Origin of the sequence: Paraburkholderia sp. Ac-20342 (genome assembly GCF_017104985.1) — a bacterium.
Classification (GTDB): Bacteria; Pseudomonadota; Gammaproteobacteria; order Burkholderiales; family Burkholderiaceae; genus Paraburkholderia.
Window position 1 is genome coordinate 67,278 of sequence record NZ_JAAGPQ010000017.1, and the last position, 23,855, is coordinate 91,132.

21 protein-coding genes are annotated in these 23,855 nt (G+C 65.9%); 16 read left to right on the forward strand and 5 right to left on the reverse strand.

Annotated features, from left to right (window positions below; genetic code table 11):
- The first annotated feature begins 4 nt into the window (after positions 1-4).
- The 9 genes from rqpR (at position 5) to G3N58_RS09670 (ending at position 10,489) form a co-directional block, all read left to right on the forward strand.
- On the forward strand, positions 5-661 hold the full coding sequence (gene rqpR / locus G3N58_RS09630; protein ID WP_167282258.1) for a response regulator transcription factor RqpR: 657 nt from the start codon (positions 5-7) through the stop codon (positions 659-661).
- A 290-nt stretch (positions 662-951) separates the two neighbouring features.
- The gene (locus G3N58_RS09635) at positions 952-2,343 is read left to right on the forward strand and encodes an amino acid permease (protein WP_167282256.1); all 1,392 of its coding nucleotides are present in this window, start codon (positions 952-954) and stop codon (positions 2,341-2,343) included.
- Between the two features lie 513 nt (positions 2,344-2,856).
- Complete coding sequence (locus G3N58_RS09640) at positions 2,857-3,390, forward strand: (2Fe-2S)-binding protein (protein WP_205999043.1); 534 nt, start codon at positions 2,857-2,859, stop codon at positions 3,388-3,390.
- A gap of 10 nt (positions 3,391-3,400) precedes the next feature.
- Positions 3,401-5,782: a xanthine dehydrogenase family protein molybdopterin-binding subunit gene (locus G3N58_RS09645; protein WP_205999044.1), complete on the forward strand. Its 2,382-nt coding sequence runs from the start codon at positions 3,401-3,403 to the stop codon at positions 5,780-5,782.
- A 27-nt stretch (positions 5,783-5,809) separates the two neighbouring features.
- On the forward strand, positions 5,810-6,607 hold the full coding sequence (locus G3N58_RS09650) for a xanthine dehydrogenase family protein subunit M (RefSeq protein WP_167042208.1): 798 nt from the start codon (positions 5,810-5,812) through the stop codon (positions 6,605-6,607).
- Positions 6,608-6,721: 114 nt separating this feature from the next.
- Entirely contained in the window at positions 6,722-7,603 is an 882-nt protein-coding gene (locus tag G3N58_RS09655; protein ID WP_205999045.1) for a MoxR family ATPase, read from the forward strand.
- A 59-nt stretch (positions 7,604-7,662) separates the two neighbouring features.
- Entirely contained in the window at positions 7,663-8,907 is a 1,245-nt protein-coding gene (locus tag G3N58_RS09660; RefSeq protein WP_167042509.1) for a VWA domain-containing protein, read from the forward strand.
- Positions 8,898-9,494 (forward strand): carbon monoxide dehydrogenase subunit G, encoded by a 597-nt coding sequence (locus G3N58_RS09665; RefSeq protein ID WP_167282251.1) that lies wholly within the window; start codon positions 8,898-8,900, stop codon positions 9,492-9,494. Before G3N58_RS09660 ends, G3N58_RS09665 begins: the two co-directional genes overlap by 10 nt.
- Complete coding sequence (locus G3N58_RS09670) at positions 9,467-10,489, forward strand: XdhC family protein (RefSeq protein ID WP_167042202.1); 1,023 nt, start codon at positions 9,467-9,469, stop codon at positions 10,487-10,489. The genes G3N58_RS09665 and G3N58_RS09670 overlap by 28 nt, the downstream gene beginning before the upstream one ends.
- Before the next feature lie 47 nt (positions 10,490-10,536).
- On the opposite strand, the gene G3N58_RS09675 is transcribed toward G3N58_RS09670, so the two are convergent.
- Positions 10,537-11,568: a serine/threonine protein kinase gene (locus G3N58_RS09675; protein WP_167042199.1), complete on the reverse strand. Its 1,032-nt coding sequence runs from the start codon at positions 11,566-11,568 to the stop codon at positions 10,537-10,539.
- Between the two features lie 163 nt (positions 11,569-11,731).
- Positions 11,732-11,944, reverse strand: a complete 213-nt coding sequence (locus tag G3N58_RS09680; RefSeq protein ID WP_167042197.1) for a hypothetical protein — start codon at positions 11,942-11,944, stop codon at positions 11,732-11,734.
- A 465-nt stretch (positions 11,945-12,409) separates the two neighbouring features.
- Between G3N58_RS09680 and G3N58_RS09685 the strand changes: the two genes are divergently transcribed.
- From G3N58_RS09685 to G3N58_RS09705, 5 genes are all read left to right on the forward strand, one after another.
- Positions 12,410-15,592: an efflux RND transporter permease subunit gene (locus G3N58_RS09685; RefSeq protein WP_205999046.1), complete on the forward strand. Its 3,183-nt coding sequence runs from the start codon at positions 12,410-12,412 to the stop codon at positions 15,590-15,592.
- 145 nt (positions 15,593-15,737) lie between these two features.
- Entirely contained in the window at positions 15,738-17,060 is a 1,323-nt protein-coding gene (locus G3N58_RS09690; RefSeq protein ID WP_205999047.1) for an efflux RND transporter periplasmic adaptor subunit, read from the forward strand.
- Positions 17,057-18,583, forward strand: coding sequence for an efflux transporter outer membrane subunit (locus tag G3N58_RS09695; protein ID WP_205999048.1), 1,527 nt, complete (start codon positions 17,057-17,059; stop codon positions 18,581-18,583). The genes G3N58_RS09690 and G3N58_RS09695 overlap by 4 nt, the downstream gene beginning before the upstream one ends.
- Before the next feature lie 187 nt (positions 18,584-18,770).
- Positions 18,771-20,027, forward strand: a complete 1,257-nt coding sequence (locus G3N58_RS09700) for an MFS transporter (RefSeq protein WP_205999049.1) — start codon at positions 18,771-18,773, stop codon at positions 20,025-20,027.
- Between the two features lie 301 nt (positions 20,028-20,328).
- The gene (locus tag G3N58_RS09705; protein WP_167042188.1) at positions 20,329-20,514 is read left to right on the forward strand and encodes a hypothetical protein; all 186 of its coding nucleotides are present in this window, start codon (positions 20,329-20,331) and stop codon (positions 20,512-20,514) included.
- A gap of 124 nt (positions 20,515-20,638) precedes the next feature.
- Here the strand turns inward: G3N58_RS09705 and mgrA are convergent, their stop codons facing one another.
- On the reverse strand, positions 20,639-21,682 hold the full coding sequence (gene mgrA, locus G3N58_RS09710) for an L-glyceraldehyde 3-phosphate reductase (protein ID WP_167282241.1): 1,044 nt from the start codon (positions 21,680-21,682) through the stop codon (positions 20,639-20,641).
- Positions 21,683-21,908: 226 nt separating this feature from the next.
- On the opposite strand from mgrA, the gene G3N58_RS09715 reads away from it, so the two are divergent.
- Entirely contained in the window at positions 21,909-22,115 is a 207-nt protein-coding gene (locus tag G3N58_RS09715; RefSeq protein WP_167282239.1) for a DUF3185 family protein, read from the forward strand.
- Positions 22,116-22,265: 150 nt separating this feature from the next.
- Here G3N58_RS09715 and G3N58_RS09720 read toward each other — a convergent pair whose 3' ends face one another.
- Complete coding sequence (locus G3N58_RS09720) at positions 22,266-23,027, reverse strand: phytanoyl-CoA dioxygenase family protein (protein ID WP_167282237.1); 762 nt, start codon at positions 23,025-23,027, stop codon at positions 22,266-22,268.
- Between the two features lie 19 nt (positions 23,028-23,046).
- Positions 23,047-23,469 carry a hypothetical protein gene (locus G3N58_RS09725; protein WP_167282235.1) on the reverse strand — a complete coding sequence of 141 codons (423 nt, stop codon included), beginning with the start codon at positions 23,467-23,469 and terminating at the stop codon, positions 23,047-23,049.
- Here G3N58_RS09725 and G3N58_RS09730 point away from each other — a divergent pair.
- Positions 23,468-23,827, forward strand: a complete 360-nt coding sequence (locus G3N58_RS09730; RefSeq protein WP_167282233.1) for a hypothetical protein — start codon at positions 23,468-23,470, stop codon at positions 23,825-23,827. The genes G3N58_RS09725 and G3N58_RS09730 overlap by 2 nt on opposite strands.
- Positions 23,828-23,855: the final 28 nt, after the last annotated feature.

Sequence of the window (23,855 nt, forward strand, 5' to 3'; positions counted from 1 at the left end):
CATCATGAGCCTGCGCATCCTGCTCGCCGACGATCACGCCGTGGTCCGCCAGGGCGTTCGCCAGTTGCTGCTCGACCGCGGCGTCGCGCGCGAAGTCGCCGAGGCGAAAACGGGCGCGGAAGCGCTCGACGCGCTCGGCCAGCAGAGCTTCGACGTCGTGCTGCTCGACATTTCGCTGCCCGACATGAACGGCGTCGAAGTGCTCAAGCGCCTGAAGCGCAAGGCGCCGCGCGTGGCGGTCCTGATGTTCTCGATGTACCGCGAGGACCAGTACGCGGTGCGCGCGCTGAAGGCCGGCGCGTCCGGCTATCTGTCGAAAACGGTCGACGTCGCGCAGATGATCGGCGCAATCCAGCAGGTCGCCGCGGGCCGCAAATACGTGAGCCCGGCGATGGCCGAGGCGCTCGCCGATTACGTGTCGTTCGACGGCGAGCAGTTGCCGCACGAAAAACTGTCCGACCGCGAATACCAGACGCTGTGCATGCTCGCATCGGGCAAACGGCTCACCGACATCGCGGCGGCGCTGTCGCTGTCTGTGAAGACGGTCAGCGTGTACCGCACGCGGCTGCTCGAGAAAATGAAGCTGCGCAACAACGCCGAACTGACGTTCTACGTCATGAGCAACCGTCTGGTCGACCTGAATCCGGCGATGGCGGGCTGAACGGCCGCCGCGCGCGCAACGATCTGCCACGAAAATGCGGCACGCCGCGTAGCCTGCCTGGGGAGAGACTCCCGCCCCATTCGTCGTCGATTCGGTAAAAGCTTTATCCCCGCTTGCGCTCCGCGCGCAAACCTCTCCTCGAAGTTCCGTCCTGGCGGGAGTTTCCGCCCACCGCCCCCGCCCCACGTCACGGCGCATCCGAACAGGGATCTGGCACCGATCCGCTAGAATGCCGGGTTTTTCCCGACATTCGGCGCGCAACACGCGTGCACTACTGGAGACCCACGCCAATGTCCCTGTTTCGCAAAAAGAGCGTCGAGCACATGCTCACGGCAAGCGCTCAAAACGCCGGCCTGAAGAAGGCGCTCGGCGCACTCGACCTCACGTTCCTCGGTGTCGGCGCCATCATCGGCACCGGCATCTTCGTGCTGACCGGCACAGGCGCCGTGCAGGCCGGCCCCGCACTGATGCTCTCGTTCGTGATCGCAGCGATCGCCTGCGGCTTCGCCGCGCTCGCCTACGCCGAATTCGCCTCGACGATTCCGGTCGCCGGCTCGATCTACACCTACTCGTACGCGACGCTCGGCGAACTCGCCGCGTGGATCATCGGCTGGGACCTGATGCTCGAATACGGGCTCGCGACCTCGGCGGTCTCGGTCGGCTGGTCGGGTTATCTGCAGTCGCTGCTGTCCGGTTTCGGCGTGTCGCTGCCGATGGCGCTGACCGCGGCTCCCGGCGCCGTCCCCGGACACGACACGCTGTTCAACCTGCCCGCATTCCTCGTGATGATGGCGATCACCACGCTGCTGTCGCTCGGCGTGCGCGAATCCGCGCGGATCAACAACATCATGGTCGCGATCAAGGTAGTCGTCGTGCTACTCGTGATCGGCGTCGGCGTGTTTCACGTCACGCCGGCCAACTGGCATCCGTTCATGCCGAACGGCTGGAGCGGCGTGTTCGGCGCGGCCGCGGTGATGTTCTTCGCATTCATCGGCTTCGACTCGGTATCGTCGGCGGCCGAGGAAGTGAAGAATCCTAAGCGCGATCTGCCGATCGGCATCATTGCGTCGCTCGGCGTCTGCGCGGTGCTGTATGTCGCGGTCGCGGCGGTCGTCACCGGCATCGTGCCGTCGGCGAAATTCATGGGCATCACGCACCCGGTCTCGTATGCGCTGCAACTGGCGGGGCAGAACTGGGTTGCCGGCTTCATCGATCTCGGCGCCGTGCTCGGCATGCTGACCGTGATCCTCGTGATGGGCTACGGACAGACGCGCGTGATCTTCGCGATGTCGCGCGACGGCCTGCTGCCCGCGAAGCTCTCGAAGTTGCATCCGCGTTTTGCGACGCCGTTCTTCACGACGTGGCTCGTCGGCATCTTCTTCGGCCTGATCGGCGCGCTCGTGCCGCTCAACGTGCTCGCCGAACTCATCAATATCGGCACGCTGGCCGCCTTCTCGATGGTGTCGATCGCGGTGCTCGTGCTGCGCAAGACCCACCCCGAGCTGCCGCGCGCGTTCCGTTGCCCGGGCGTGCCGGTCGTGCCGGTGCTCGCGGTCGCCTCGTGCCTGTTTCTGATGATCAATCTGCAAGGCGTCACGTGGATCGCGTTCGTGATCTGGCTGCTGATCGGCATGGCGATTTACTTCGGCTACTCGCGCCGTCATTCGAAACTGGCGAAGTAACGCTCCGCTTTGGCCGAGCCGCGCGAGTGGGCTGAATGCTTGCGGCGGCGGCCGGGTTGGGTTGTTCGCGACGCCTTCCGCTTGCCCCTATTCATGCGCCCCGCCGTGCCCTGCATGCGGGGCGCTTCTTTTTCGGCCGCCGATTGCGCAAGCGCCTCGCTCTTCCCCGCGCGCCCAGATGCGCCGCCGCGCCGAACACACTTCCCCTCATAGCGCGCTCGCGCGATTTGTGTTTTACTTTTCGGCAGACCTATAAAAACCCGCAGCACCCTCATCGGACCTCGCGCATCGCAGCCAGCACGCAGTCGAAGGAAAGCAGGGCAGAAAAATCACAGGTCCGGTCTCATCCTCACGAGATCGGGGCAAGCGCCGAAGTGCTCACGCCGATCGAGTGCGGTGAACGCATGAGATCGGGGCAGGTGCTAAAGCGCTAACTCCGATCGACCGCGGTAAACGCATGGGATCGGAGTAAGCGCTCAAGCGCTAACTCCGATCGACATAGGAGACAGCTTCATGGCGATCAGCATCAGTCTGACGGTTAACGGCGCACCCATCAGCGCCTCAATCGACCCCGGCACTCTGCTTGTCCAGTTCCTGCGCGAGCAACTACGCCTGACCGGCACGCACATCGGCTGCGATACGGCCCAGTGCGGCGCCTGCACCGTGCACCTGAACGGCCGCGCGATCAAGTCCTGCAACATCCTCGCGGTGCAGGCGGACGGCGCGCAAATCACCACCATCGAAGGGCTCGCGCAAAACGGCGCCATGCATCCGATGCAGGCCGCCTTCAAGCATTGCCACGGTCTGCAATGCGGCTTCTGCACACCGGGCATGGTGATGAGCGCGGTGTCGCTGGTCGAGCGCCAACCCGGCCTCACCGGCGACGACGTGCGCGCGCAGCTCGACGGCAATCTGTGCCGCTGTACGGGCTATCACAACATCGTCAAGGCCGTGCTCGAAGGCGCCGCGGGCATGAAGTCCGCCGCAGCGGCCACCGCCACGAACACCGGCGCGAGCGCGGGCACCGCCGCCGCGACCCCAGCCTGAGGAGCCGACGATGAACGCACCCGATACTCACAGCCTGATCGGCGCGGCCGTCGAGCGCAAGGAAGACTATCGCTTCCTGACCGGCAAAGGCCAGTACACCGACGACATCGTCCTGCCGCAGCAGACCTACGCGGTATTCCTGCGCTCGCCGCACGCGCACGCGAAGATCACCCGCATCGACACGAGCGCCGCGAAGCAGTCGCCGGGCGTGGTCGCGATCTTCACCGGCGCGGACCTCGCCGCTGAAAACGTTGGCGGCCTGCCGTGCGGCTGGCTGATCCACAGCATCGACGGCAAACCGATGAATGAGCCGCCGCATCCGGTGATCGCGCATACGAAGGCGCGGCACGTCGGCGACCAGGTCGCGCTCGTGATCGCCGAATCGATCAAGGCCGCGAAAGATGCGGCCGAACTGATCGACGTCGATTACGACGTGCTGCCCGCCGTCGTCGATACCGCGCATGCGGCCGACCCGGGTCAGGCAGCAGTACACGACGAAGTGCCCGACAACGTCTGCTACAACTGGGGCCACGGCGACCAGGCCGCGACCGACGCCGCGTTCGCGAAAGCCGCGCACGTGACCACGCTCGACATCGTCAACAACCGGCTCGTGCCGAATGCGATCGAACCGCGCGCGGTCAACGCGAACTATTCGGCGCAGGACGACAGCTACACGCTCTATGTCGCGAATCAGAATCCGCACGTCGAGCGGCTCCTGATGGCCGCGTTCGTGCTGTCGCTGCCGGAATCGAAGCTACGCGTGATCGCACCGGACGTCGGCGGCGGCTTCGGCTCTAAGATCTTCCTCTACGCTGAAGACGTCGCGCTCACCTGGGCGTCGAAGAAAATTCACCGGCCGATCAAATGGACCGCCGAGCGCTCCGAGGCCTTCCTCTCCGACGCGCACGGCCGCGATCACGTGACCCACGCCGAACTCGCGATGGACGCCGACGGCAAATTCCTCGCGATGCGCGTGCATACGATCGCGAACATGGGCGCGTATCTGTCGACGTTCGCCTCGAGCGTGCCGACGATCCTCTACGCGACACTGCTCGCCGGGCAATACGCGACACCGGCGATCTACGCCGAAGTGAAGGCGGTCTTCACCAACACGGTCCCCGTCGATGCCTATCGCGGCGCGGGCCGCCCGGAAGCGACGTTCGTCGTCGAGCGTCTGGTCGAAGCCGCCGCGCGCGAGATGAAGCTCGACCCCGCCGAAATCCGCCGCCGCAATTTCATCACCGCGTTCCCGTACGCGACGCCGGTCGGCCTCACCTACGACACCGGCGACTACGACACGCTGCTCTCGCGCGCGCTCGAACTCGCGGACGTGAAGGGCTTCGCCGCGCGCCGCCAGGCCTCGGAAAAGAACGGCAAGCGGCGCGGCCTCGGCTACTCGTGCTACATCGAGGCATGCGGGCTCGCGCCGTCGAACATCGCGGGCGCGCTCGGCGCACGCGCGGGTCTGTTCGAAGTCGGGCAGATTCGCGTGCATCCGACCGGTTCGGTCACCGTGTTCACGGGCTCGCATAGTCACGGCCAGGGGCATGAGACGACCTTCGCGCAGGTGGTCGCGGACCGCCTCGGCATCCCGCTCGAAAGCGTCGAGATCGTGCACGGCGACACCGGCCGCATCGCGTTCGGCATGGGCACGTACGGCTCGCGCTCGCTCGCGGTCGGCGGCTCGGCAATCTCGAAGGCACTCGATAAGATCGAGGCGAAGGCGAAGAAAATCGCCGCGCATCTGCTCGAAGCGTCGGCCGAAGACATCGAGTTCAAAAACGGCGTGTTCAGCGTCGCCGGCACCGACCGCACCAAGGCGTTCGCGGAAATCTCGCTCGCCGCTTACGTGCCGCACAACTATCCGCTCGACGTGCTCGAACCGGGCCTCGAAGAAAGCGCGTTCTACGATCCGACCAATTTCACGTATCCGTCGGGCGCGTATATCTGCGAGATCGAAGTCGATCCGGATACGGGCGTGAGCCGCATCGAGCAGTTCACCGCCGTCGACGATTTCGGCAACGTGGTCAACCCGATGATCGTCGAGGGTCAGGTGCATGGCGGGCTCGCGCAAGGCATCGGCCAGGCGATGCTCGAACGCTGCGTGTACGACAACGAGAGCGGCCAGTTGCTGTCGGGCTCGTACATGGATTACGCGATGCCGCATGCGTCCGATCTGCCCGACTTCACGGTCGAAACCGCGAAGGGCACGCCGTGCACGCACAATCCGCTCGGCGTCAAAGGCTGCGGCGAAGCGGGGGCGATCGGCTCGCCGCCGGCGGTGATCAACGCAATCATCGATGCGCTGGCGCCGCTCGGCGTGACCGACATACAGATGCCGGCCACGCCGCATCGCGTGTGGTCCGCGATTCAAGCGGCCAAGCAACCCTGACCATCGATCCTGAGCGGAGCATTCGACATGTATTCATTCGAGTATCAACGCGCGACGGATTCGCAAGCGGCCGCCGCAGCCCTCGCCGCCGACGGCGACGCGAAATTCCTCGCCGGCGGCCAGAGCCTGTTGCCGACCATGCGCCTGCGGCTCGCGCAGCCGTCGCAACTGATCGACGTGACGCGCATTCCCGCGCTCAAGACGATTGCGGTCAACGCGCAAACGGTGACGATCGGCGCGGCCGTCTGCCACTCGGACGTGGCCGATCACGCGGACGTGCGGCGCGTGTTGCCCGCGCTCGCCGATCTCGCGGGACACATCGGCGACCGGCAGGTGCGCGCGCTCGGCACGATCGGCGGTTCGCTCGCCAACAACGACCCGGCCGCATGCTATCCGTCGGCGGCGCTCGCGCTCGACGCGACCCTCGTCACCGACCGGCGGCGCATCGCGTCGGGGGACTTTTTCGTCGGCATGTACGAGACCGCGCTCGCGCCCGACGAGCTGATCGTCGCGGTCGAGTTTCCGGTGCCCGAACGTGCCGCGTACGAGAAATTCAACAATCCCGCGTCGCACTTTGCGCTCGTCGGCGTGTTCGTCGCGAAGTTCGCGAGCGGCGTGCGCGTTGCGGTGACGGGCGCGGCGTCGTCGGTGTTTCGGGTGCCGGCGCTCGAAAGCGCGCTGTCGGCGAACTTCGCGCCCGATGCCGCGCGCGCGGTCAGCGTGTCGCCCGACGCGCTGAACGAGGACATGCACGCGAGCGCGGCCTATCGCGCGCATCTGATTCCGGTGCTCGCCGCGCGCGCGGTCACGAAGGCGAATAGTTAGCGATCTTGACCAATCGTGGCCGGCTTGCCGCGCGCTAGTTGACTTCAACCGCGCAGGCAAGCCGGCTTCGCTCACGTTGCACGTGAGGCAAGTTCGCACAGATTCAGGACCACCATGCAGCCGGCTTCAATCGACGACACCCTCACCCAACTCGCCGCCCAACGCTATTTCGCGAGCCGCGAACTCGCGACCGCGCTGTATCTCTCGCTGCGCATGGAGCGGCCGCTGTTCGTCGAAGGCGAGCCCGGCGTCGGCAAGACCGAACTCGCCAAGGCCGCCGCGGGCCTGCTCGGCACCACGCTCTTGCGACTGCAATGCTATGAAGGGCTCGACACCGCGAGCGCGCTCTACGAATGGGACTACCCGCGCCAGATCATGGCGCTGCGGCTCGCCGAGGCCACCGGCGAGCGCCTTGGCAACGACACGCTGTATCGCGGCGAATTCCTGCTCAAGCGGCCGCTCCTGCAGGCGCTGATGCCCGACGAACATCACCCCGACGCGCGGCGCGTGCTGCTGATCGATGAAATCGACCGCGCCGACGAGCCGTTCGAGGCGTTTCTGCTCGAACTGCTGTCGGACTTCCAGGTATCGATTCCCGAATACGGCACCGTGCGCGCGGCGCAGCCGCCGCTCGTCATCATGACGTCAAATCGCACGCGCGAGGTTCACGACGCCTTGAAGCGCCGCTGCCTCTATCAATGGATCGGCTATCCCGATCGCGAGCGCGAACTCGAGATCGTCGCCGCGCGCGCGCCGCAAACGTCGGCGGAATTGCAGCGGCGCGCGGTCGATTTCGTGCACCGGCTGCGCGGCATGGACCTGTTCAAGGCGCCTGGTATCGCCGAAACGATCGACTGGTGCCGCGCGCTCGAAGCGCTCTCGGTGACGGAACTCGATCCGCAATCGGTACAGAACACGCTCGGCGTGCTGCTCAAGTACCAGGACGATCTCGCGCGCGTGGACGCCGCGCAGATCGCGCAGTGTCTGTCGGCTTGAGGATCGTCGGCATGGCGCATCAAACCGGCCTCGACTCACGCGACGACCCACGCGACGATATGCAGCCGCGCTTTGCACCGGCCGACAGCGCGCCGACGCTCGCGCGCAACGTCGTCCATTTCGTGCGCGTGCTGCGCGGCGCGGGCTTGCCGATGTCGCCGGCACAAGCGGTCGATGCGCTCGCGGCCTTGCACTGGATCGACCTCGGCCGCCGCGACGACGTGCGCGCCGCGCTTGCCGCCGTGCTCGTCACCGCCCCCGACGAACGCGAACTCTTCAACGCCGCCTTCGATCTGTTCTGGCGCGATCCCGATTGGGAAGGCAAGCTGCGCGCGCTGCTGCTGCCAACAGTTCGCGACGGTCTGCCGCCGCCGACACGCAACAACCGTCTTGCCGATGCGCTCGCGGTACGCATGCCGCCATCTCCGAACGTCAACGCGCCACAGGAAACCGGGCAGCACGAGTTGCGCGCGCATCTCACGTTCAGCGCCGAGGAACGCCTGCGTCATCGCGATTTCGACACGCTCACCGCCGACGAATGGCGCAGCCTGCGTCATCTGATTCGCGCTCAGCGCCTGCCGCTCGCGACCGAACCGACGCGCCGTCTGAAGGCCGCCTCGCACGGCACACATGCGGACCTGCGCGCGAGCGCGCGGCAGGCGGTGCGCGCGGGCGGCGACTGGACCGTGTGGAAATATCGCGCGATCGTCGAACGCAAGCCGCCGCTCGTACTGCTGCTCGACATCTCCGGTTCGATGAGCAGCTATTCGCGCGCGGTGCTGTACTTCTGCCATGCGCTGCTGCAATCGCGCGAACGCTTGCAGGTGTTTCTGTTCGGCACGCGGCTCACCAACGCGACGCGCGCCTTGCGCGAACGCGACCCCGACGTGGCCATCGCGACGCTCAGCGATCAGGTGCTCGACTGGTCGGGCGGCACGCGCATCGGCGCGGCGCTCGCCGAATTCAACCGGCGCTGGGCGCGCCGCGTGCTGACAGGCCGCGCGACCGTGCTGCTCGTCACCGATGGCCTCGATCACGAAGCGATCGACGTGCTCGACACCGAAATGGCGCGACTTGCGCGTTTCGCGCATCGCATCGTCTGGCTCAATCCGCTGCTGCGTTTCAGCGGCTTCACGCCGAAAGCGCGCGGCGTACAGGCGATCCTGCCGTATGTCGACGCGCATCGCCCGGTTCATAATCTGGACAGCCTCGCCGCGTTCGGCCACGATCTCGCGCAACTCACGCGCGCGCCTCGCCGCACGTTCGCCGCGACGACATTCGCAGGAGCAAGCTCATGGAATTGACCGAAACTCACACGCTGCCGGTCGGACAGCAGCAAACCTGGGACGCGCTGAACGACACCGAGATTCTGCGCGCCTGCATCCCGGGCTGCGAAAGCATCGACCCCGACGGCGAAAACGCGTACCTGGTGGCGCTGAGCGCGTCGGTCGGTCCGGTCAGGGCGCGTTTCAAGGGGCGCATGCAACTGACCGAGATCGACGCGCCGACCAGCTACACGATCGTCTTCGAAGGCCAGGGCGGCGCAGCCGGTTTCGCCAAAGGCAACGCGCACGTCTCGCTCGAAGCCGAGAGCGACACCGCGACGAAGCTCTCGTACACCGCGAACGCACAGGTCGGCGGCAAGCTCGCGCAGATCGGCTCGCGGCTCGTCGACGGCGCGGCGCGCAAGATCGCCGGGGAATTCTTCAAGCGCTTCAGTGCCCAGCTCTCGGGCGAAAATAGCGAAGCCGCGGCGGACGGCAGCGCATCGGCTGCAACCGATACCGACGCCAACGCATCGACGCCATCGCAGGAAGCCGCGGACGGCGAGTCCAGCGGCGAAACAACGAAAGGAAAGAAATCATGGACAGCGTGGATCTCGAAGTTCTGAAGTCCAGCGCCCGCTGGCTGGACGAAGGACATCGCGCGCTACTGGTGACGGTGGTGAAGACGTGGGGCTCGTCGCCGCGTCCCGAGGGCGCGATGCTCGCGGTGCGCGATGACGGACTCGTGGTGGGCTCGGTATCGGGTGGTTGCATCGAAGACGATCTGATCGATCGTGTGCGGCAACGAGGCATCGAGCAGACGCATCCGGAAGCGGTCAAGTACGGTATCACGGCCGAGGAAGCGCATCGTTTCGGGCTGCCATGCGGCGGCACGATCCAGCTCGTGCTCGAACCGTTGACGCGGCAAAGCGGCATCGCCGAACTTTGTCATGCGGTGGAAAGCGGGCGGCTCGTCGCGCGCGAGGTCGACATGGCGAGCGGACACGCGCGGCTCGACGACGCCCTCGCCACCGACGGCGTGCATTTCGACGGCGAGCGTCTGCTGACGATTCACGGCCCGCGCTACCGCATGCTCGTGATCGGCGCGGGACAGTTGTCGCGCTATCTGTGCAATATCGCGGTGGGGCTCGATTATCAGGTGACCGTGTGCGATCCGCGCGAGGAGTACACCGAGGAATGGGACCTGCCCGGCACGAAGATCGTGCGCACGATGCCCGACGACACCGTGATCGACATGAAGCTCGACGAGCGCTGCGCGGTGATCGCGCTCACGCACGATCCGAAGCTCGACGATCTCGCGCTGATGGAAGCGTTGAAAACGCCGGCGTTTTACGTCGGCGCATTGGGCTCGCGCAGGAACAACCAGGCGCGGCGCGAGCGCTTGAAGGAGTTCGATCTGAACGAGACCGAACTGGCCCGTCTGCATGGGCCAGTGGGCATTTATATCGGCAGCAGGACGCCGCCCGAGATCGCGGTCTCGATTCTTGCCGAAGTGACGGCGGCGAAAAACGGCGTCTCGCTGCCGACACTGCTGCAAGTGGAAGGCGCGAAAGCCGCGCGCGAAATCTCAGCCTCGGACGGGGCCGCGTGCAGCGTGTAGCACGCGGCGGATAGCCAACGCCCTGCGCGTGCGCGAAAGCGAAAACGTCAGACCGGCCAGAGCGGCCCTTCCTGCATCGCGCCGATCTGCTCGCGCATCTCGAGAATGCGATCTTCCCAGTAGCGCTGCGTGTTGAACCACGGAAACGCCGCCGGGAACGCGGGGTCGTTCCAGCGACGCGCGAGCCATGCCTGATAGTGAATTAGCCGCAGCGTGCGCAACGCTTCGATCAGATAGAGCTCGCGCGGCTCGAATTCGCAGAAATCCTCGTAACCGGCGAGCAGATCGGCCAGCGCGCGTGATGCCTCGACGCGCTCGCCCGGCAGCAGCAGCCACAGGTCCTGAATCGCGGGACCCATGCGGCTGTCGTCGAAATCGACGAAATGCGGGCCCGCGTCGGTCCACAACACGTTGCTCGGATGACAGTCGCCGTGCAGACGCAGCGTACGAATCTCGCCGGCACGCTCGAACGCGCGCGCGACGCCTTCGAGCGCGAGGTTGACGACGGTTTCCCACGCGGTGCGCACGTCGTCGGGCACGAAACGATGCGCGAGCAGGAAATCGCGCGGCTCGTAGCCGAAGGTTTCGATGTCGAGCGCGGGACGCTCGGCGTAGTTGCGCGTCTGCCCGATCGCATGAATGCGGCCGATGAAACGGCCTAGCCATTCGAGCGTATCGCGCCGGTCGAGATCGGGCGCGCGGCCGCCGCGCCGCTCGAAGACCGAGAAGCGGAAGCCGTCGAACGCATGCAGCGTACGGCCGTCGAGCACGCGCGCGGTCACGGCCGGAATCTCGCGCGCGGCGAGTTCGGCAACGAACGCGTGTTCTTCGAGAATCGCGGCATCGCTCCAGCGCTCGGGACGATAAAACTTCGCGACCACGGGCGGCCCGTCTTCGACGCCCACCTGGTACACGCGGTTTTCGTAGCTGTTGAGCGGCAGCAGGCGGCCGTCGGTACGCACGCCTGCCGTGACGAGCACGCCGTCGAGCGCGTCGAGCACGGTCTCGGGCGTGAGACGGGCGAACGGCACGGCGCCATCGGCGCCGGCCTCGGGAATGTCGGGAATGATGTCGTTCATGCCCGCATTGTGCGCCGCGCCGCGCGTAAAGACGAGGGCACGGCCTCACAATGTAGCGCGCGCATCAATTGCGCCTTACAGCATCACGACGGCTGACACACGCATGTCACTCGAAACTGCGACCCACTCGCGAGCGACCGCGCACGGCCACGAGCTACTGCGTTCAATGCATCTGCGCGCCGGCGGGGCGCACGAGTTCTCCGGTGTCGATGAGGTCTTCGAGAAAAAAGGGTTCGGTATTCAGTTGCCGCGATGCGCCGGGTTCGCCGGCATACCACGCGACCATCGCCATGTCGCCAAGAATGCGCATGACGATTCCGCGCGCGCCTTGCGGCACGGCGATATGTACCGATCGGACGATGGAACCGACTTGCATGATATTTCCCCGCTTCCCGATGCCGGCTTGATGGCTGCACGCCGGTCGAGGTGATGATAAAAAGCGCCGCTTCGCCGCTGACGTTGCGAGCGCACCTGATCTGCCGCGCGCTTTACGCGTGAAAGGTTCGGGTCATTGTTCCCGTTTTGCGGGGCTTTGGGAAGCGCGATCAGACGGCTTTTCACCCGTCGTTTCGCCCTATTCCAATTACACTGCGCACAGCCGATGATCTCGGCGTAAGACCTCGTAACGAAGATCATCATAAACCCTGCGGGGCGGAGACCACAAAAACGTGCATTGCCTTCATGATCCGGCCGACACGAGCGCGGCACCGGCGAACGCTCGCTTTCACGGCACCCGCTGCACACGCGGCACGTTCCGCGCGCGCGGCGGTGCGCCGCTGCGCCGCGTGTGCGCCGTCGCGGCCCATCCCGCCATGTCCTACGTCATTCGTCTGCACTAGTCATGTGGATCGTTCGTCTCGCGCTGCGGCGCCCCTATACGTTCGTCGTGCTAGCGCTGCTGTTGCTGATCGTCGGACCGCTGACGATCCTGCGCACGCCCACCGACATCTTCCCGAACATCGACATTCCGGTGCTCTCGGTGATCTGGTCGTACAACGGCCTGCCCGCCGACGAGATGGAGCGGCGCATCGCGCTGAACTACGAGCGCGGCCTGTCGGTCGCGGTCAACGATATCGAGCACACGGAATCGACCTCGCTGAACGGCATCACGGTCGTGAAGATTTTTTTCCAGCCGGGCGCGAACATCGACGAAGCGCTCGCCCAGGTCACCGCGCTCTCGCAAACGCAACTGCGCTCGCTGCCGCCCGGCATCACGCCGCCGAACATCCTGCGCTATAACGCGTCGACGGTGCCGATCCTGCGGCTCGCGTTGTCGTCGGCGTCGCTGACCGAGCAGGAGCTATACGACTTCGGCAACAACTTCCTGAAGACGCAGCTCGCCACCGTGCCCGGCGCATCCGCGCCGCTGCCGTATGGCGGCAAGCAGCGGCAGATCATGGTCGATATCGATTCGCGCAAGCTGCAGGAGCGCAATCTTTCGCCGATGGACGTCGTCAACGCCGTCACCGCGCAGAATCTGATCCTGCCGTCGGGCACCGCGAAGATCGGCTCGACCGAGTACTCGGTGGAAATGAACGGCAGTCCCGATTCGCTCGCGGGCCTGAACAACATTCCGATTCGCAGCACCGCGAACGGCACCGTGTATATCCGCGACGTCGCGCACGTGCGCGACGGGTTCCAGCCGCAAACCAACATCGTGCGCGTGAACGGCCAGCGCGCCGCGCTGCTCACGATCAACAAGAGCGGCAACACGTCCACGCTCGACATCGTCGATCGCATCAAGACGATGATGCCGACGCTGCGCAATCTCGTGCCGCCGTCGCTCAATATCGACCCCGTCGCCGACCAGTCGCTGTTCGTGCGCGCCTCGGTGCAGGGCGTGCTGCGCGAGGCGCTGATCGCCGCGTGCCTGACGGGTCTGATGATCCTGCTGTTCCTCGGCAACTGGCGCGCGACGCTGATTATCGCCGTATCGATTCCGCTCTCGATGATCACCTCGATCATCGCGCTCTCCGCGCTCGGGCAGACGATCAACATCATGACGCTCGGCGGGCTCGCGCTCGCGGTCGGGATTCTCGTCGACGATGCGACCGTGGCGATCGAGAACATCAGCCATCAGCTCGAACAGGGCAAGACGCTCGAACAGGCGATTCTCGACGGCGCACATCAGATCGCGATTCCGACGCTCGTCTCGACGCTGTCGATCTGCATCGTGTTCGTGCCGATGTTTCTGCTCACGGGCGTCGCTCACTATCTGTTCATTCCGCTCGCCGAAGCCGTCGTGTTCGCGATGCTCGCCTCGTATTTCTTCTCGCGCACGCTCGTGCCGACGCTCGCGAAATATCTGCTGCGCTATCACCACAAGCCGGCGGATCTGCATCACGCGCCGAAGCCCACGCGCAATCCGTTCATGCGCGTGCACTATGCGTTCGAGCGCGGCTTCGCGCATTTGCGCGAGCGTTATCGCGTGTTTCTCGTCGCGCGCGTGGCACGGCCGGGCGGGTTCGTGACGCTGTTTCTCGTCTGCTGTGGCGCGTCGATGTTGTTGCTGCCGTTTATCGGCCGCGACTTTTTCCCCGCCGTCGATGCCGGCACGATCGCTCTGCACCTGCGCGCGAAAACCGGCATGCGCGTCGAGGAAACCGCGGTGCTGACCGACCGCGTCGACACGCGCATCCGCCAACTGATTCCGGCCGGCGAACTGCATTCGATCATCGACAACATCGGCCTGCCGGTGTCGGGCATCAACCTCTCGTACAGCAACACGGGCACCATCGGCACCTCGGATGCGGACGTGCTCATCACGCTGAATCCCGAGCATCATCCGAGCGCCGGCTACGTGCGCACGCTGCGGCGCTCGCTCAGCGACGAATTCCCCGGCGTGCAGTTCGCGTTCCTGCCGGCCGACATCGTCAGTCAGACGCTGAACTTCGGCATGCCGTCGCCGATCGACATCCAGATCGTCGGCCGTGAGGTGGCCGCGAATCGCGTATTCGCCGCGACGCTGCTGAACCGTCTGCGCACGGTGCCGGGCCTTGCCGACGCGCGCATCCAGCAGCCCGCCGATCTGCCGCGTATCTTCATCGACGTCGATCGCACGCGCGCGCAGCAGGCAGGCTTCTCGCAGCGCGATATCGCCAGCGATCTGCTCATCACGCTGTCGGGCAGCCAGCAGACCACGCCGACGTTCTGGCTCAATCCGCGCAATGGCGTGAGCTACAACGTCATCACGGAAGCGCCGCAATACACGATCGATTCGCTGCAAGCGCTCGCGAACATTCCGTTGAACGCGAACGGCCGCAGCAACATTCTCGGCTCGCTCGCGACGATGCGCCGCGAAGCCGGCAACGCGGTGCTCACGCACTACAACGCGCAGACCACGATCGATATCTACGGCACCGCCGACGGCCGCGATCTCGGCGGCGTGTCCGACGACATCCGCAAGATCATCGACGCATCGAAAGCCGAGCTGCCGAAAACCTCGACCATCGAACTGCGCGGCCAGGTGCAGACGATGAACGATTCGTTCTCGGGTCTGCTCGCCGGTCTGCTGTTCGCGGTGCTGCTCGTGTATCTGCTGATCGTCGTCAATTTCCAGTCGTGGCTCGATCCGTTCATCATCATCACCGCCCTGCCGGGCGCGCTCGCGGGCATCGTGTGGATGCTGTTCCTCACGCACACCACGCTGTCGATTCCGGCGCTCACGGGCGCGATCATGTGTATCGGCATCGCGACCGCGAACTCGATTCTCGTCATCAGCTTCGCGCGCGAGCAGTTGCTGCTGCACGGCGATGCGACGCGCGCCGCCATCGAAGCGGGCTTCACGCGCTTCCGTCCGGTGCTGATGACCGCGCTCGCGATGGTGATCGGCATGGTGCCGATGGCGATCGGTCTCGGCGAGGGCGGCGAGCAGAATGCGCCGCTCGGGCGCGCGGTGATCGGCGGCCTCACGGTCGGCACGATCGCGACGCTGATCTTCGTGCCGGTCGTGTTCTCGATGATCTATCGGCGGCTCGAGGCGCGGCATCAGCGCGCGGCCGAACACGTGGTGCAGAAGCCATGAAGACGAAGCGCGCGACACCCGCGGCAAACGCCGGCCGCGACCTGCGCCGCCTGCGCTTTACAGGCATAGGCACCGATGCAGGCGCAGGCCGCGGCCATACGAAAGGCAGCGTCGACTGCCCATGCATTTCCAGAGGGGAAGTTTGATGGAAGCACAACGTCCGAACGGCTCGGGATCGGGCTCGGGTGCAGAGCACGGCGCGGCGCACGATCCCGCGAAAGCGCGGCGCACGCGCTGGCTCGCGATCGGGGTGGCGGTCGCGGTACTCGCGCTCGCCGCGCAAGGCATCTGGTCGCGCCGCGATGCGCACGCGGCGCTCGAACGCGATGCCGAGCACGCGAGCCAGACGAGCGTCGAAGTCGTGCTGCCGCAGAAGTCGTCGGCCGGGCTCGATCTCGTGCTGCCCGGCAACGTGCAGGCCTTTCTCGATACGCCGATCTACGCGCGCACCAACGGCTATCTGAAGAAGTGGTACGCCGATATCGGCGCGCATGTGAAAAGCGGCCAGCTGCTCGCGGAAATCGACACCCCGGAAGTCGACGACCAGTTGCGCGCCGCCCGCGCCGATCTCGCGAATGCGCAGGCGAACTACGCGCTCGCGAAAAGCACGGCCGACCGCTGGAGCGACATGCTGAAGAACAAGTCGGTCTCGAAGCAGGAGACCGACGAGAAAGTCGGCGACATGCTCGCGAAAAAAGCCACGCTCGATGCCGCGCACTTCAACGTCGCGCGGCTCGAAAAAACGCAGTCGTTCCAGAAGGTCTATGCGCCGTTCGACGGCACCGTGACCGCGCGCAACGTCGACGTCGGCGCGTTGATCGACGCGGGCAGCGCGGGCGGTCCCGCGAAGGAGCTGTTTCATGTCGCGCAGGCGGACCGTCTGCGTGTCTATGTGAACGTGCCGCAGGCCTACGCGCAGCAGGTGCGCGCGCAGCAGAGCGCCTATCTGACGCTGACCGAAACGCCGTCGCGGCATTATCCGGGCACGGTCGCGCGCACGGCGGGCGCGGTCGATGCACAGCAGCGCACGATGCTCGTCGAGGTCGACGTCGACAATCGCGGCGGCGAACTGTTGCCGGGTGCCTATGCGCAGGTGCATTTCGCGCTCGGCGCGGGCGCGGCGCCGTTCACGCTGCCGGGCAATGCGCTGCTGTTCCGGCCCGACGGCGTGAAGGTCGCGACCGTCGACGCGCAGCACAAGGTGAAGCTGCTGCCGGTGTCGCTCGGCACGGACTTCGGCACGCGCGTGGCGATCGCCTCGGGTTTGCAGGGCAACGAGCAGGTGATTCTGAATCCGCAGGATTCGATCGTCGATGGCGCGCCGGTGCGGATCGTGTCGCGCAAGCCGGAAGGGAACAGGGAGGACGCTGCGAGCGATGCGGCAGGGACAGCCGGAGCAACAGGCACGGCGGCGAGCGCGCCAGCCGTGCAGGGTGGCGCAAAGCGGGCCGCGAGGACGCAATCATGAAGAGGCCGGTTTCGCGCCGCGCCCAGGCATTCGCCCCGGCACTCGCGCTGACGTTCGCGCTCACACTCGCCTGTGCACTGAGCGCCTGCACCGTCGGCCCCGACTACGTGAAGCCGGCCGCCGTCACGCCCGCGACCTGGCGCGAACTCGAAGGCACCGGCTGGAAGCCCGCGCAACCGGCCGACACGCTCACGCGCGGCGCGTGGTGGCACATCTACGCGGACCCGTCGCTCGATGCGCTCGAACAGCGGGTCGCGAGCGAGAACCAGGACGTGCAGGCCGCCGAAGCGCGTTTTCGCGCGGCCCGCGCGACCGTCGCGCAATATCGCTCGAATTTTTTCCCGGTGGTCACGGCGGGCGCCGGCTTTTCGCGCACGCGAACCTCGGAGAACGTGCTGCATAAATCGACCGCCGGCCTCACGCTGAACGACTACATCGTGCAGGCCGACGCCTCGTGGGAGCCGGACCTGTGGGGCCGCATCTCGCGCAGCGTCGAAGGCGCGAAGGCCGCCGCGCAGGCGAGTGCCGCCGACGTCGACGCCGCGCTGCTGTCGATGCAGGCCGAACTCGCCACCGACTACTTCGAGCTGCGCGGACTCGATCAGGAACGCCGACTACTCGACGACACGATCAAGGCCTACGAGGAAGCGCTGGAGTTGACGCAGCATCGCTACGCGGGCGGCATCGCCACCGACGCCGACGTCGCGCAGGCGCAAGCGCAGTTGAAGACCACGCAGGCGCAGGCGCTCGACCTCGGTGTGCAGCGCGCGCAACTCGAACACGCGATCGCGATCCTGATCGGCCAACCGCCCTCGACCTTCACGCTGTCCGTTGCGCCGCTCGTGGCCGCGCCGGTCGTCGCGGCGAGCGGCGTACCGTCGGATCTGCTCGAACGGCGGCCCGACATCGCGGCGGCGGAGCGGCACGTCGCCGCCATGAACGCGCAGATCGGCGTCGCGACGGCGGCGTTTTTCCCGAACCTGATCCTCTCCGTGACGGGCGGCCTCGAAGCGACCAACTACAGCCAGTGGCTGCTCGCGCCGAGCCGGCTCTGGTCGCTCGGGCCGACGCTCGCGGGCACGCTGCTCGACTTCGGCGGACGCGCGGCCGTCAAGGAACAGGCGCGCGCGCATTACGACGAAAGCGTCGCGCAATACCGGCAGACGGTGCTCGACGCGTTCGGCCAGGTCGAGGACAACCTCGCCGCGCTGCGCGTGCTCGAACAGGAAGCCGCCGCGCAGGACGACGCGGTGGCCGCCGCGCAGCGCTCGCTCGCGGTCGTGTCGGACCGCTACAGGAACGGCGCGATCACCTATCTCGACGTGGTCGTCGCGCAGACGACCGCGCTCACCAACGAACGCAACGCGGTAGCAATCGCGCGCCGGCGGATGGCCGCGAGCGTCGCGCTCGTGAAGGCGCTCGGCGGTGGCTGGGATGTGTCGGCGCTGCCGGGCGAGGACGAGATCGTGCATCCGCCGGCCTCGACGCCAACGCCGGCCGGCGCGGTGGCAAAAAGCGGTTAGCGCGGCTAGCGGTATTGGCGACAAGGGCCGCGCAGTCGGTTCGCGGCAGTCGCTTTCGCGGCACCGCCAACCGCCCATCCTGCTGGCTGCGCGCGGCGCCGCTTTGCCCGCGCCAACGTCCCGAATCCGCTTTTCCGCGTATTCTTAACGCTTTTGTGCTTTTTTGCGTGCCCCAAGGAGTCTTGTCGTGACCCTCCCGCCGGAATCCCAGCGGACTGCTTCTGCCGTTCCCTCCCCGGCCGCCGCCCCGGCGGCGGCGGACATCCCCTATCTCGAACGTGGCACGCGCGCCTACTGGCGCGCCGCTATCGCACTGCTGTTCGCCGGTTACGCGACGTTCTCGCTGCTCTACTGCGTGCAGCCGCTGCTGCCGTCGTTTTCCGATGCGTTCGGCGTGACGCCCGCGCAGAGCAGCCTGTCGCTGTCGCTCTCCACCGCCGCGCTCGCGCTCTCGATCTTCGTCGCGGGCTTCGTCTCCGAAGGCTGGAGCCGCCACAAGCTGATGACGACATCGCTCACGGTATCGGCGGTGCTGACCATCGGCGTGTCGATCGCGCCGCACTGGCATCAGCTGCTCGCGCTGCGCTTTCTCGAAGGGCTCGCGCTCGGCGGCGTACCGGCCGTCGCGATGGCCTATCTCGCCGAGGAAGTGCATCCCGACGGCCTCGGCCTCGCGATGGGGCTTTACGTCGGCGGCACGGCGATCGGCGGCATGGCCGGGCGCGTGATTACCGGCGTGGTCGCCGATCTGTTCTCGTGGCGCGTCGCGATCGGCACGATCGGCGTGCTCGGCCTGCTGTCGATGCTCGCGTTCCGCGCGCTGCTGCCGCCGTCGCGCCACTTCGTGCCGCGTCGCGGACTCGGCTTCGCCCATCACCGCACCGCGCTGCTCAAGCAGTTCACGCGGCCCGGGCTGCCGTTGCTGTTCCTGCTCGGCTTCGTACTGATGGGCAGCTTCGTCACGCTGTACAACTACATCGGCTACCGGCTGCTCGCGCCGCCGTATCGCCTGAACCAGACGGAGATCGGCGCGATTTTCGTCGTGTATCTGACCGGCGTGGTCGCCTCGCCGTGGTCGGGGCGCATGGCCGATACGTTCGGCCGCGCGCGCGTGCTGATGGCGAGCCTGCTCCTGATGGCGTTCGGTCTCGCGCTGACGATGCTGCATCCGCTCGCGGCGATCGCCGCCGGCATCGCCTGCCTGACGTTCGGTTTCTTCGCCGGCCACGCGGTGGCGAGCGGCTGGGTCGGCCGGCTCGCGAAAGAGGCAAAAGGCCAGGCCGCCGCGCTGTACCTGCTCGCGTACTACATCGGTTCGAGCGTGGTCGGCTCGTACGGCGGCCGCGTGTGGGCCAGTCATGGCTGGAATGGGGTGGCCGGGCTGGTGGGAACGCTGCTCGTCATCGGACTGCTTGCCGCGATGCGGCTGCGCCGCCGCGAGTAGCCGGCGAACGATGCCGTATCGAACCAGCGCGCATCGAATCGCGCCTGAACGTAAGGCGTACGTAAACGAACACTTCATAGTTTTCGACCATGCTTGCTGCGCCGCATCAATCGCCGCAAGCCCTGTTGGACGGGGTTCAGCGGTTTGCGAATAAGCACCGTTGAGCCCCCTGGACGCCATCTCGCGCCGTGATGGCCGTCCAACGGTCTCCTATACTCGAAACGAGTTCGGACGCGGCAGAGTTTCAGCCCGCAGTCCGCGCCGGAAATGCATAGCCACTCTTGCATGCGAGGAGACGAATATGACGACGTACTTTACGATCAGCGATTTCATTCTGGTCATTCCGATGGCGCTGGCGGGCGCGTTGTTCGTCGGCGCGCTGCCCTGCAAGACCGAAGTGCGGCACAACGCGCTGCGCGTGCTGGGCGCGCTGATCGGCGTCGTGTGCGCGGTGGCGCTGGTCGAAGGGCTGCCCGCGCTCGTCTAGCGCAAGCCATATAAAAAACCGCCTTCGCGTGAAGCGTCGGCGGTTTTTTTCGTCTCTGCTAACACGGTGGACGGCCGGCTGACTCACTTGTCGCCGGCGCGTCCGTCGCGTGTCCGTTACGCGATCAGATTGCCTGATCCGTCGACGGCTTTTCCCACAGGTTGATCCCGCCTTCGGTCGCGTAGCGGTCGATCTCGGCGAGTTCGTCGGCGGAGAACGCGAGGTTCTTCAGCGCGCCGACGTTCTCGCGCACCTGCTCCGCCCGGCTCGCGCCGATCAGCACCGAGGTCACGCGCTGATCGCGCAAGGCCCACGCGAGCGCCATCTGCGCGAGGCTCTGGCCGCGACGTTGCGCGATGTCGTTGAGCTTGCGCACGTGTTCGAGGTTCTGCTCGCTCAGATGCTCCTGCTTCAGCGAACCGCCGCCCGCCTTGTTGACGCGCGCATCGGACGGCACGCCGTTCAGGTACTTGCTGGTCAGCAAACCTTGCGCGAGCGGCGTGAACACGATCGTGCCCGCGCCGACCGTTTCGAGCGTATCGAGCAGGTCGCGCTCGATCCAGCGGTTCAGCATGTTGTACGACGGCTGATGGATCAGCAGCGGCACCTTGTATTCGGCGAGCAGCTTCGTCATTTCGCGCGTCTTCGCGGACGAGTACGACGAGATGCCGATATACAGCGCCTTGCCCTGCTGCACCGCGCTCGCAAGTGCGCCCGCGGTTTCCTCGAGCGGCGTATTCGCATCGAAGCGGTGCGAATAGAAGATGTCGACGTAATCGAGACCCATGCGCTTGAGGCTCTGATCGAGACTCGCGAGCACGTACTTGCGCGAGCCGCCGCCCTGGCCGTACGGACCCGGCCACATGTCCCAGCCGGCCTTCGACGAAATCAGCAGCTCGTCGCGATACGGTTTGAAATCGTCCTTGAAGAGGCGGCCGAAGTTGGTTTCCGCGCTGCCGTACGGCGGGCCGTAGTTGTTCGCGAGGTCGAAGTGGGTGATGCCGAGATCGAAGGCCGTGCGCAGGATGTCGCGCTGCGTGGAGATCGGCGTGGTGTCGCCGAAGTTGTGCCACAGGCCGAGCGACAGTGCCGGCAGTTTGAGACCCGATTTGCCGCAGACGCGGTATTGCATGTCCGAATAGCGTTCTGAAGCTGCTTCGTAAGCCATTGCTAGTGTCCTTGTCGATGAGATCGCCCGGCGATTGCGGGCTCGAGGATTCGCGCGATGCGAGAGGCGTACTGCTCGAAGGATTGTTGTGGTGGTGTCGTCGTGGTACGGCGAGACCGCTATGGTAGCCAATCGACTTCATCCTTGCAGGGACCCAGTATGCGGGATGGACGATCGCGAACGGCTCACCTACACTCTGGCCGGATCAAGCTGATGGGAGAAGCAGATGACGAAAGCGATTTCGATCGCGCTGATTGTCGGCGGCATCGTGTTGCTGTATTTCGGCGGGCAAGCGTTCAACTCGGTGAGCAGCGACGTATCGCGCTTCTTTACCGGTTCGCCGACCAACAAGGCGATCGTGCTGATCGTCGCGGGCGTGGTGGCGACGCTGGCGGGACTGACGGGCGTGGCGTTGTCAGGGCGCAAGCGTTGAGGGCACGCGTGAGGCCGTCACGAAGATGTGCGGCCAAGGCGCGCAATAAACAATAGGAAAGGCCCTGCCGAACATGCGGCGCCTGTCGCTCGCGTTCGCATGATGATCGAATGCGAACGCGAGCGACAGGCGCCGTCGTCGTTCACGAGCCTAGAACGCGATCTCGGGCTTGGCGGCCGAACGCGTGCCGGGCAGCGGCACGTTGCTCGCGCCGTGATAGGTGTACACCAGCGAAAACTTCACCTGATCGCTGAGATTCTTGCCGGCCGAATGCAGCGTATTGCAGTGGAAGAACACCACGTCGCCGGCCTTCAGCTCGGGCGACACCGCGGTGCGAATCGCGGCCTGATTCTCTTCGAGATCGGCGCGGAAAAATCTGGCTTCGTCGAAACGGTCCGACGTCAACGCCGCGCCGTGCGACTTCGGCACGAACCACAACGCGCCGTTGTCGACGGTCTCGGGGCCGACCGCGAGCCATACCGACACGAGATCGTCGCGCTCGAACGACCAGTAGCGCACGTCGCGATGCCAGCCGGTCAGGCTGCCGTATGCGGGATGCTTGGTCATCATGCAATTGTGATGCGCGCGCGACAACCGCGGCTCCTCGCCGAAGTACAGCTCCATCCAGCCGCGAATTTCCGGCGCGGTGGCCCATTGCGCGAAAGCCGGATGACGCCCGTACGCGTCGAGCAGACGTCGCACCGTATGTCCGCCCAGGGCATCTTTCGACGACGGCGCGCCCGGATACTGCAGATCCGCTTCGAACTCGATCGGCGCCGCGGCTTCGTGCAACTGCTGCTGCGCGATCCGCTTCAGTTCCTCACAACGCTCGGGCGCCACCAGGCCCGGCACCACGACAAAACCCTGCTCCCGCAACGTGTGAATCTGCTCTTTTTTCGAATGGAGTGACATGGTGTTCCATGACTGTCGGCTAACTGATCTTCGATTGTAAAACGGGCGCGATCGGCCTGCGTTCTTTCGAGGGGACGTTTTTGCCGAACGTTTTTGCCAAGTGTTTCGAGCAGGCTTTTTTCGCGGACAACGGCACGCCTCGCGCAACGATTCGGGCGACGCGTCGATCCAGGGCAAACCCGCAACCGCAGGGTAAAAACGGACTTTCTGACGTCACGAATCGCGTGTAGCCTACTGTGTCATGTTGATCGCTGCTTACGCACTTCTGCGCCGCGCGCGGGCCATTGCGACCCATGCCGCCGGTTTCTTCGCGTTTTCCCATCGAATTTCCGGCTTTCACGCCGTTCACCGCAACCCCGTCATCGGCACGTTGGGGGCTGCGTCGCGTGCACATCCCGGTGCGCGTCTCGGCGTGCGGTACTTTGCCTACTTGTGAAGCCATGCATACTCTTCTGAGCACCCGTCTCACTCGCGCCGCGCTGAAAGCGGCGCGTCCTGCGCGCCGCCATCTGATGCGGGCGCTGCGTCACCATGCCGCCCGCACGCGCGCGCTCGGCGAACAATGGCGCGACGCCAGGGCCGTCGATGGCATCCGCACCTGGTTCCATACGTTCTTCTCGGCGCTGCGCCAGCAAAGCGGCGCGCGCCGTTTCTCGCTGCGCACGCTGCTGCGCAAGCCGACGCCGCAGCGTCTCGCCGCCGCGAAACGCGCGCCGGCTGCCGTGCAGGTTCATACGAGCCGCCGGCCGCGGCGGCTGTCGACGAGCAGCAGCGGGTGGTTTGCGTTTGCGAGCCGGTAACACGGAAAACGCGGCGGCAAACGCAGTA

Bases quoted from the DNA above. Each gene is read 5' to 3' on its own strand.
- G3N58_RS09720 (WP_167282237.1), bottom strand. From the start codon at position 23,027: ATGTCACTCCATTCGAAAAAAGAGCAGATTCACACGTTGCGGGAGCAG.
- G3N58_RS09730 (WP_167282233.1), top strand. From the start codon at position 23,468: ATGCATACTCTTCTGAGCACCCGTCTCACTCGCGCCGCGCTGAAAGCG.
- G3N58_RS09675 (WP_167042199.1), bottom strand. From the start codon at position 11,568: ATGAACGACATCATTCCCGACATTCCCGAGGCCGGCGCCGATGGCGCC.
- G3N58_RS09635 (WP_167282256.1), top strand. From the start codon at position 952: ATGTCCCTGTTTCGCAAAAAGAGCGTCGAGCACATGCTCACGGCAAGC.
- G3N58_RS09665 (WP_167282251.1), top strand. From the start codon at position 8,898: ATGGAATTGACCGAAACTCACACGCTGCCGGTCGGACAGCAGCAAACC.
- G3N58_RS09705 (WP_167042188.1), top strand. From the start codon at position 20,329: ATGACGACGTACTTTACGATCAGCGATTTCATTCTGGTCATTCCGATG.
- G3N58_RS09680 (WP_167042197.1), bottom strand. From the start codon at position 11,944: ATGCAAGTCGGTTCCATCGTCCGATCGGTACATATCGCCGTGCCGCAA.
- mgrA (WP_167282241.1), bottom strand. From the start codon at position 21,682: ATGGCTTACGAAGCAGCTTCAGAACGCTATTCGGACATGCAATACCGC.
- G3N58_RS09725 (WP_167282235.1), bottom strand. From the start codon at position 23,469: ATGGCTTCACAAGTAGGCAAAGTACCGCACGCCGAGACGCGCACCGGG.
- G3N58_RS09685 (WP_205999046.1), top strand. From the start codon at position 12,410: ATGTGGATCGTTCGTCTCGCGCTGCGGCGCCCCTATACGTTCGTCGTG.
- G3N58_RS09655 (WP_205999045.1), top strand. From the start codon at position 6,722: ATGCAGCCGGCTTCAATCGACGACACCCTCACCCAACTCGCCGCCCAA.
- rqpR (WP_167282258.1), top strand. From the start codon at position 5: ATGAGCCTGCGCATCCTGCTCGCCGACGATCACGCCGTGGTCCGCCAG.
- G3N58_RS09650 (WP_167042208.1), top strand. From the start codon at position 5,810: ATGTATTCATTCGAGTATCAACGCGCGACGGATTCGCAAGCGGCCGCC.
- G3N58_RS09715 (WP_167282239.1), top strand. From the start codon at position 21,909: ATGACGAAAGCGATTTCGATCGCGCTGATTGTCGGCGGCATCGTGTTG.
- G3N58_RS09645 (WP_205999044.1), top strand. From the start codon at position 3,401: ATGAACGCACCCGATACTCACAGCCTGATCGGCGCGGCCGTCGAGCGC.
- G3N58_RS09640 (WP_205999043.1), top strand. From the start codon at position 2,857: ATGGCGATCAGCATCAGTCTGACGGTTAACGGCGCACCCATCAGCGCC.
- G3N58_RS09690 (WP_205999047.1), top strand. From the start codon at position 15,738: ATGGAAGCACAACGTCCGAACGGCTCGGGATCGGGCTCGGGTGCAGAG.
- G3N58_RS09695 (WP_205999048.1), top strand. From the start codon at position 17,057: ATGAAGAGGCCGGTTTCGCGCCGCGCCCAGGCATTCGCCCCGGCACTC.
- G3N58_RS09660 (WP_167042509.1), top strand. From the start codon at position 7,663: ATGCAGCCGCGCTTTGCACCGGCCGACAGCGCGCCGACGCTCGCGCGC.
- G3N58_RS09670 (WP_167042202.1), top strand. From the start codon at position 9,467: ATGGACAGCGTGGATCTCGAAGTTCTGAAGTCCAGCGCCCGCTGGCTG.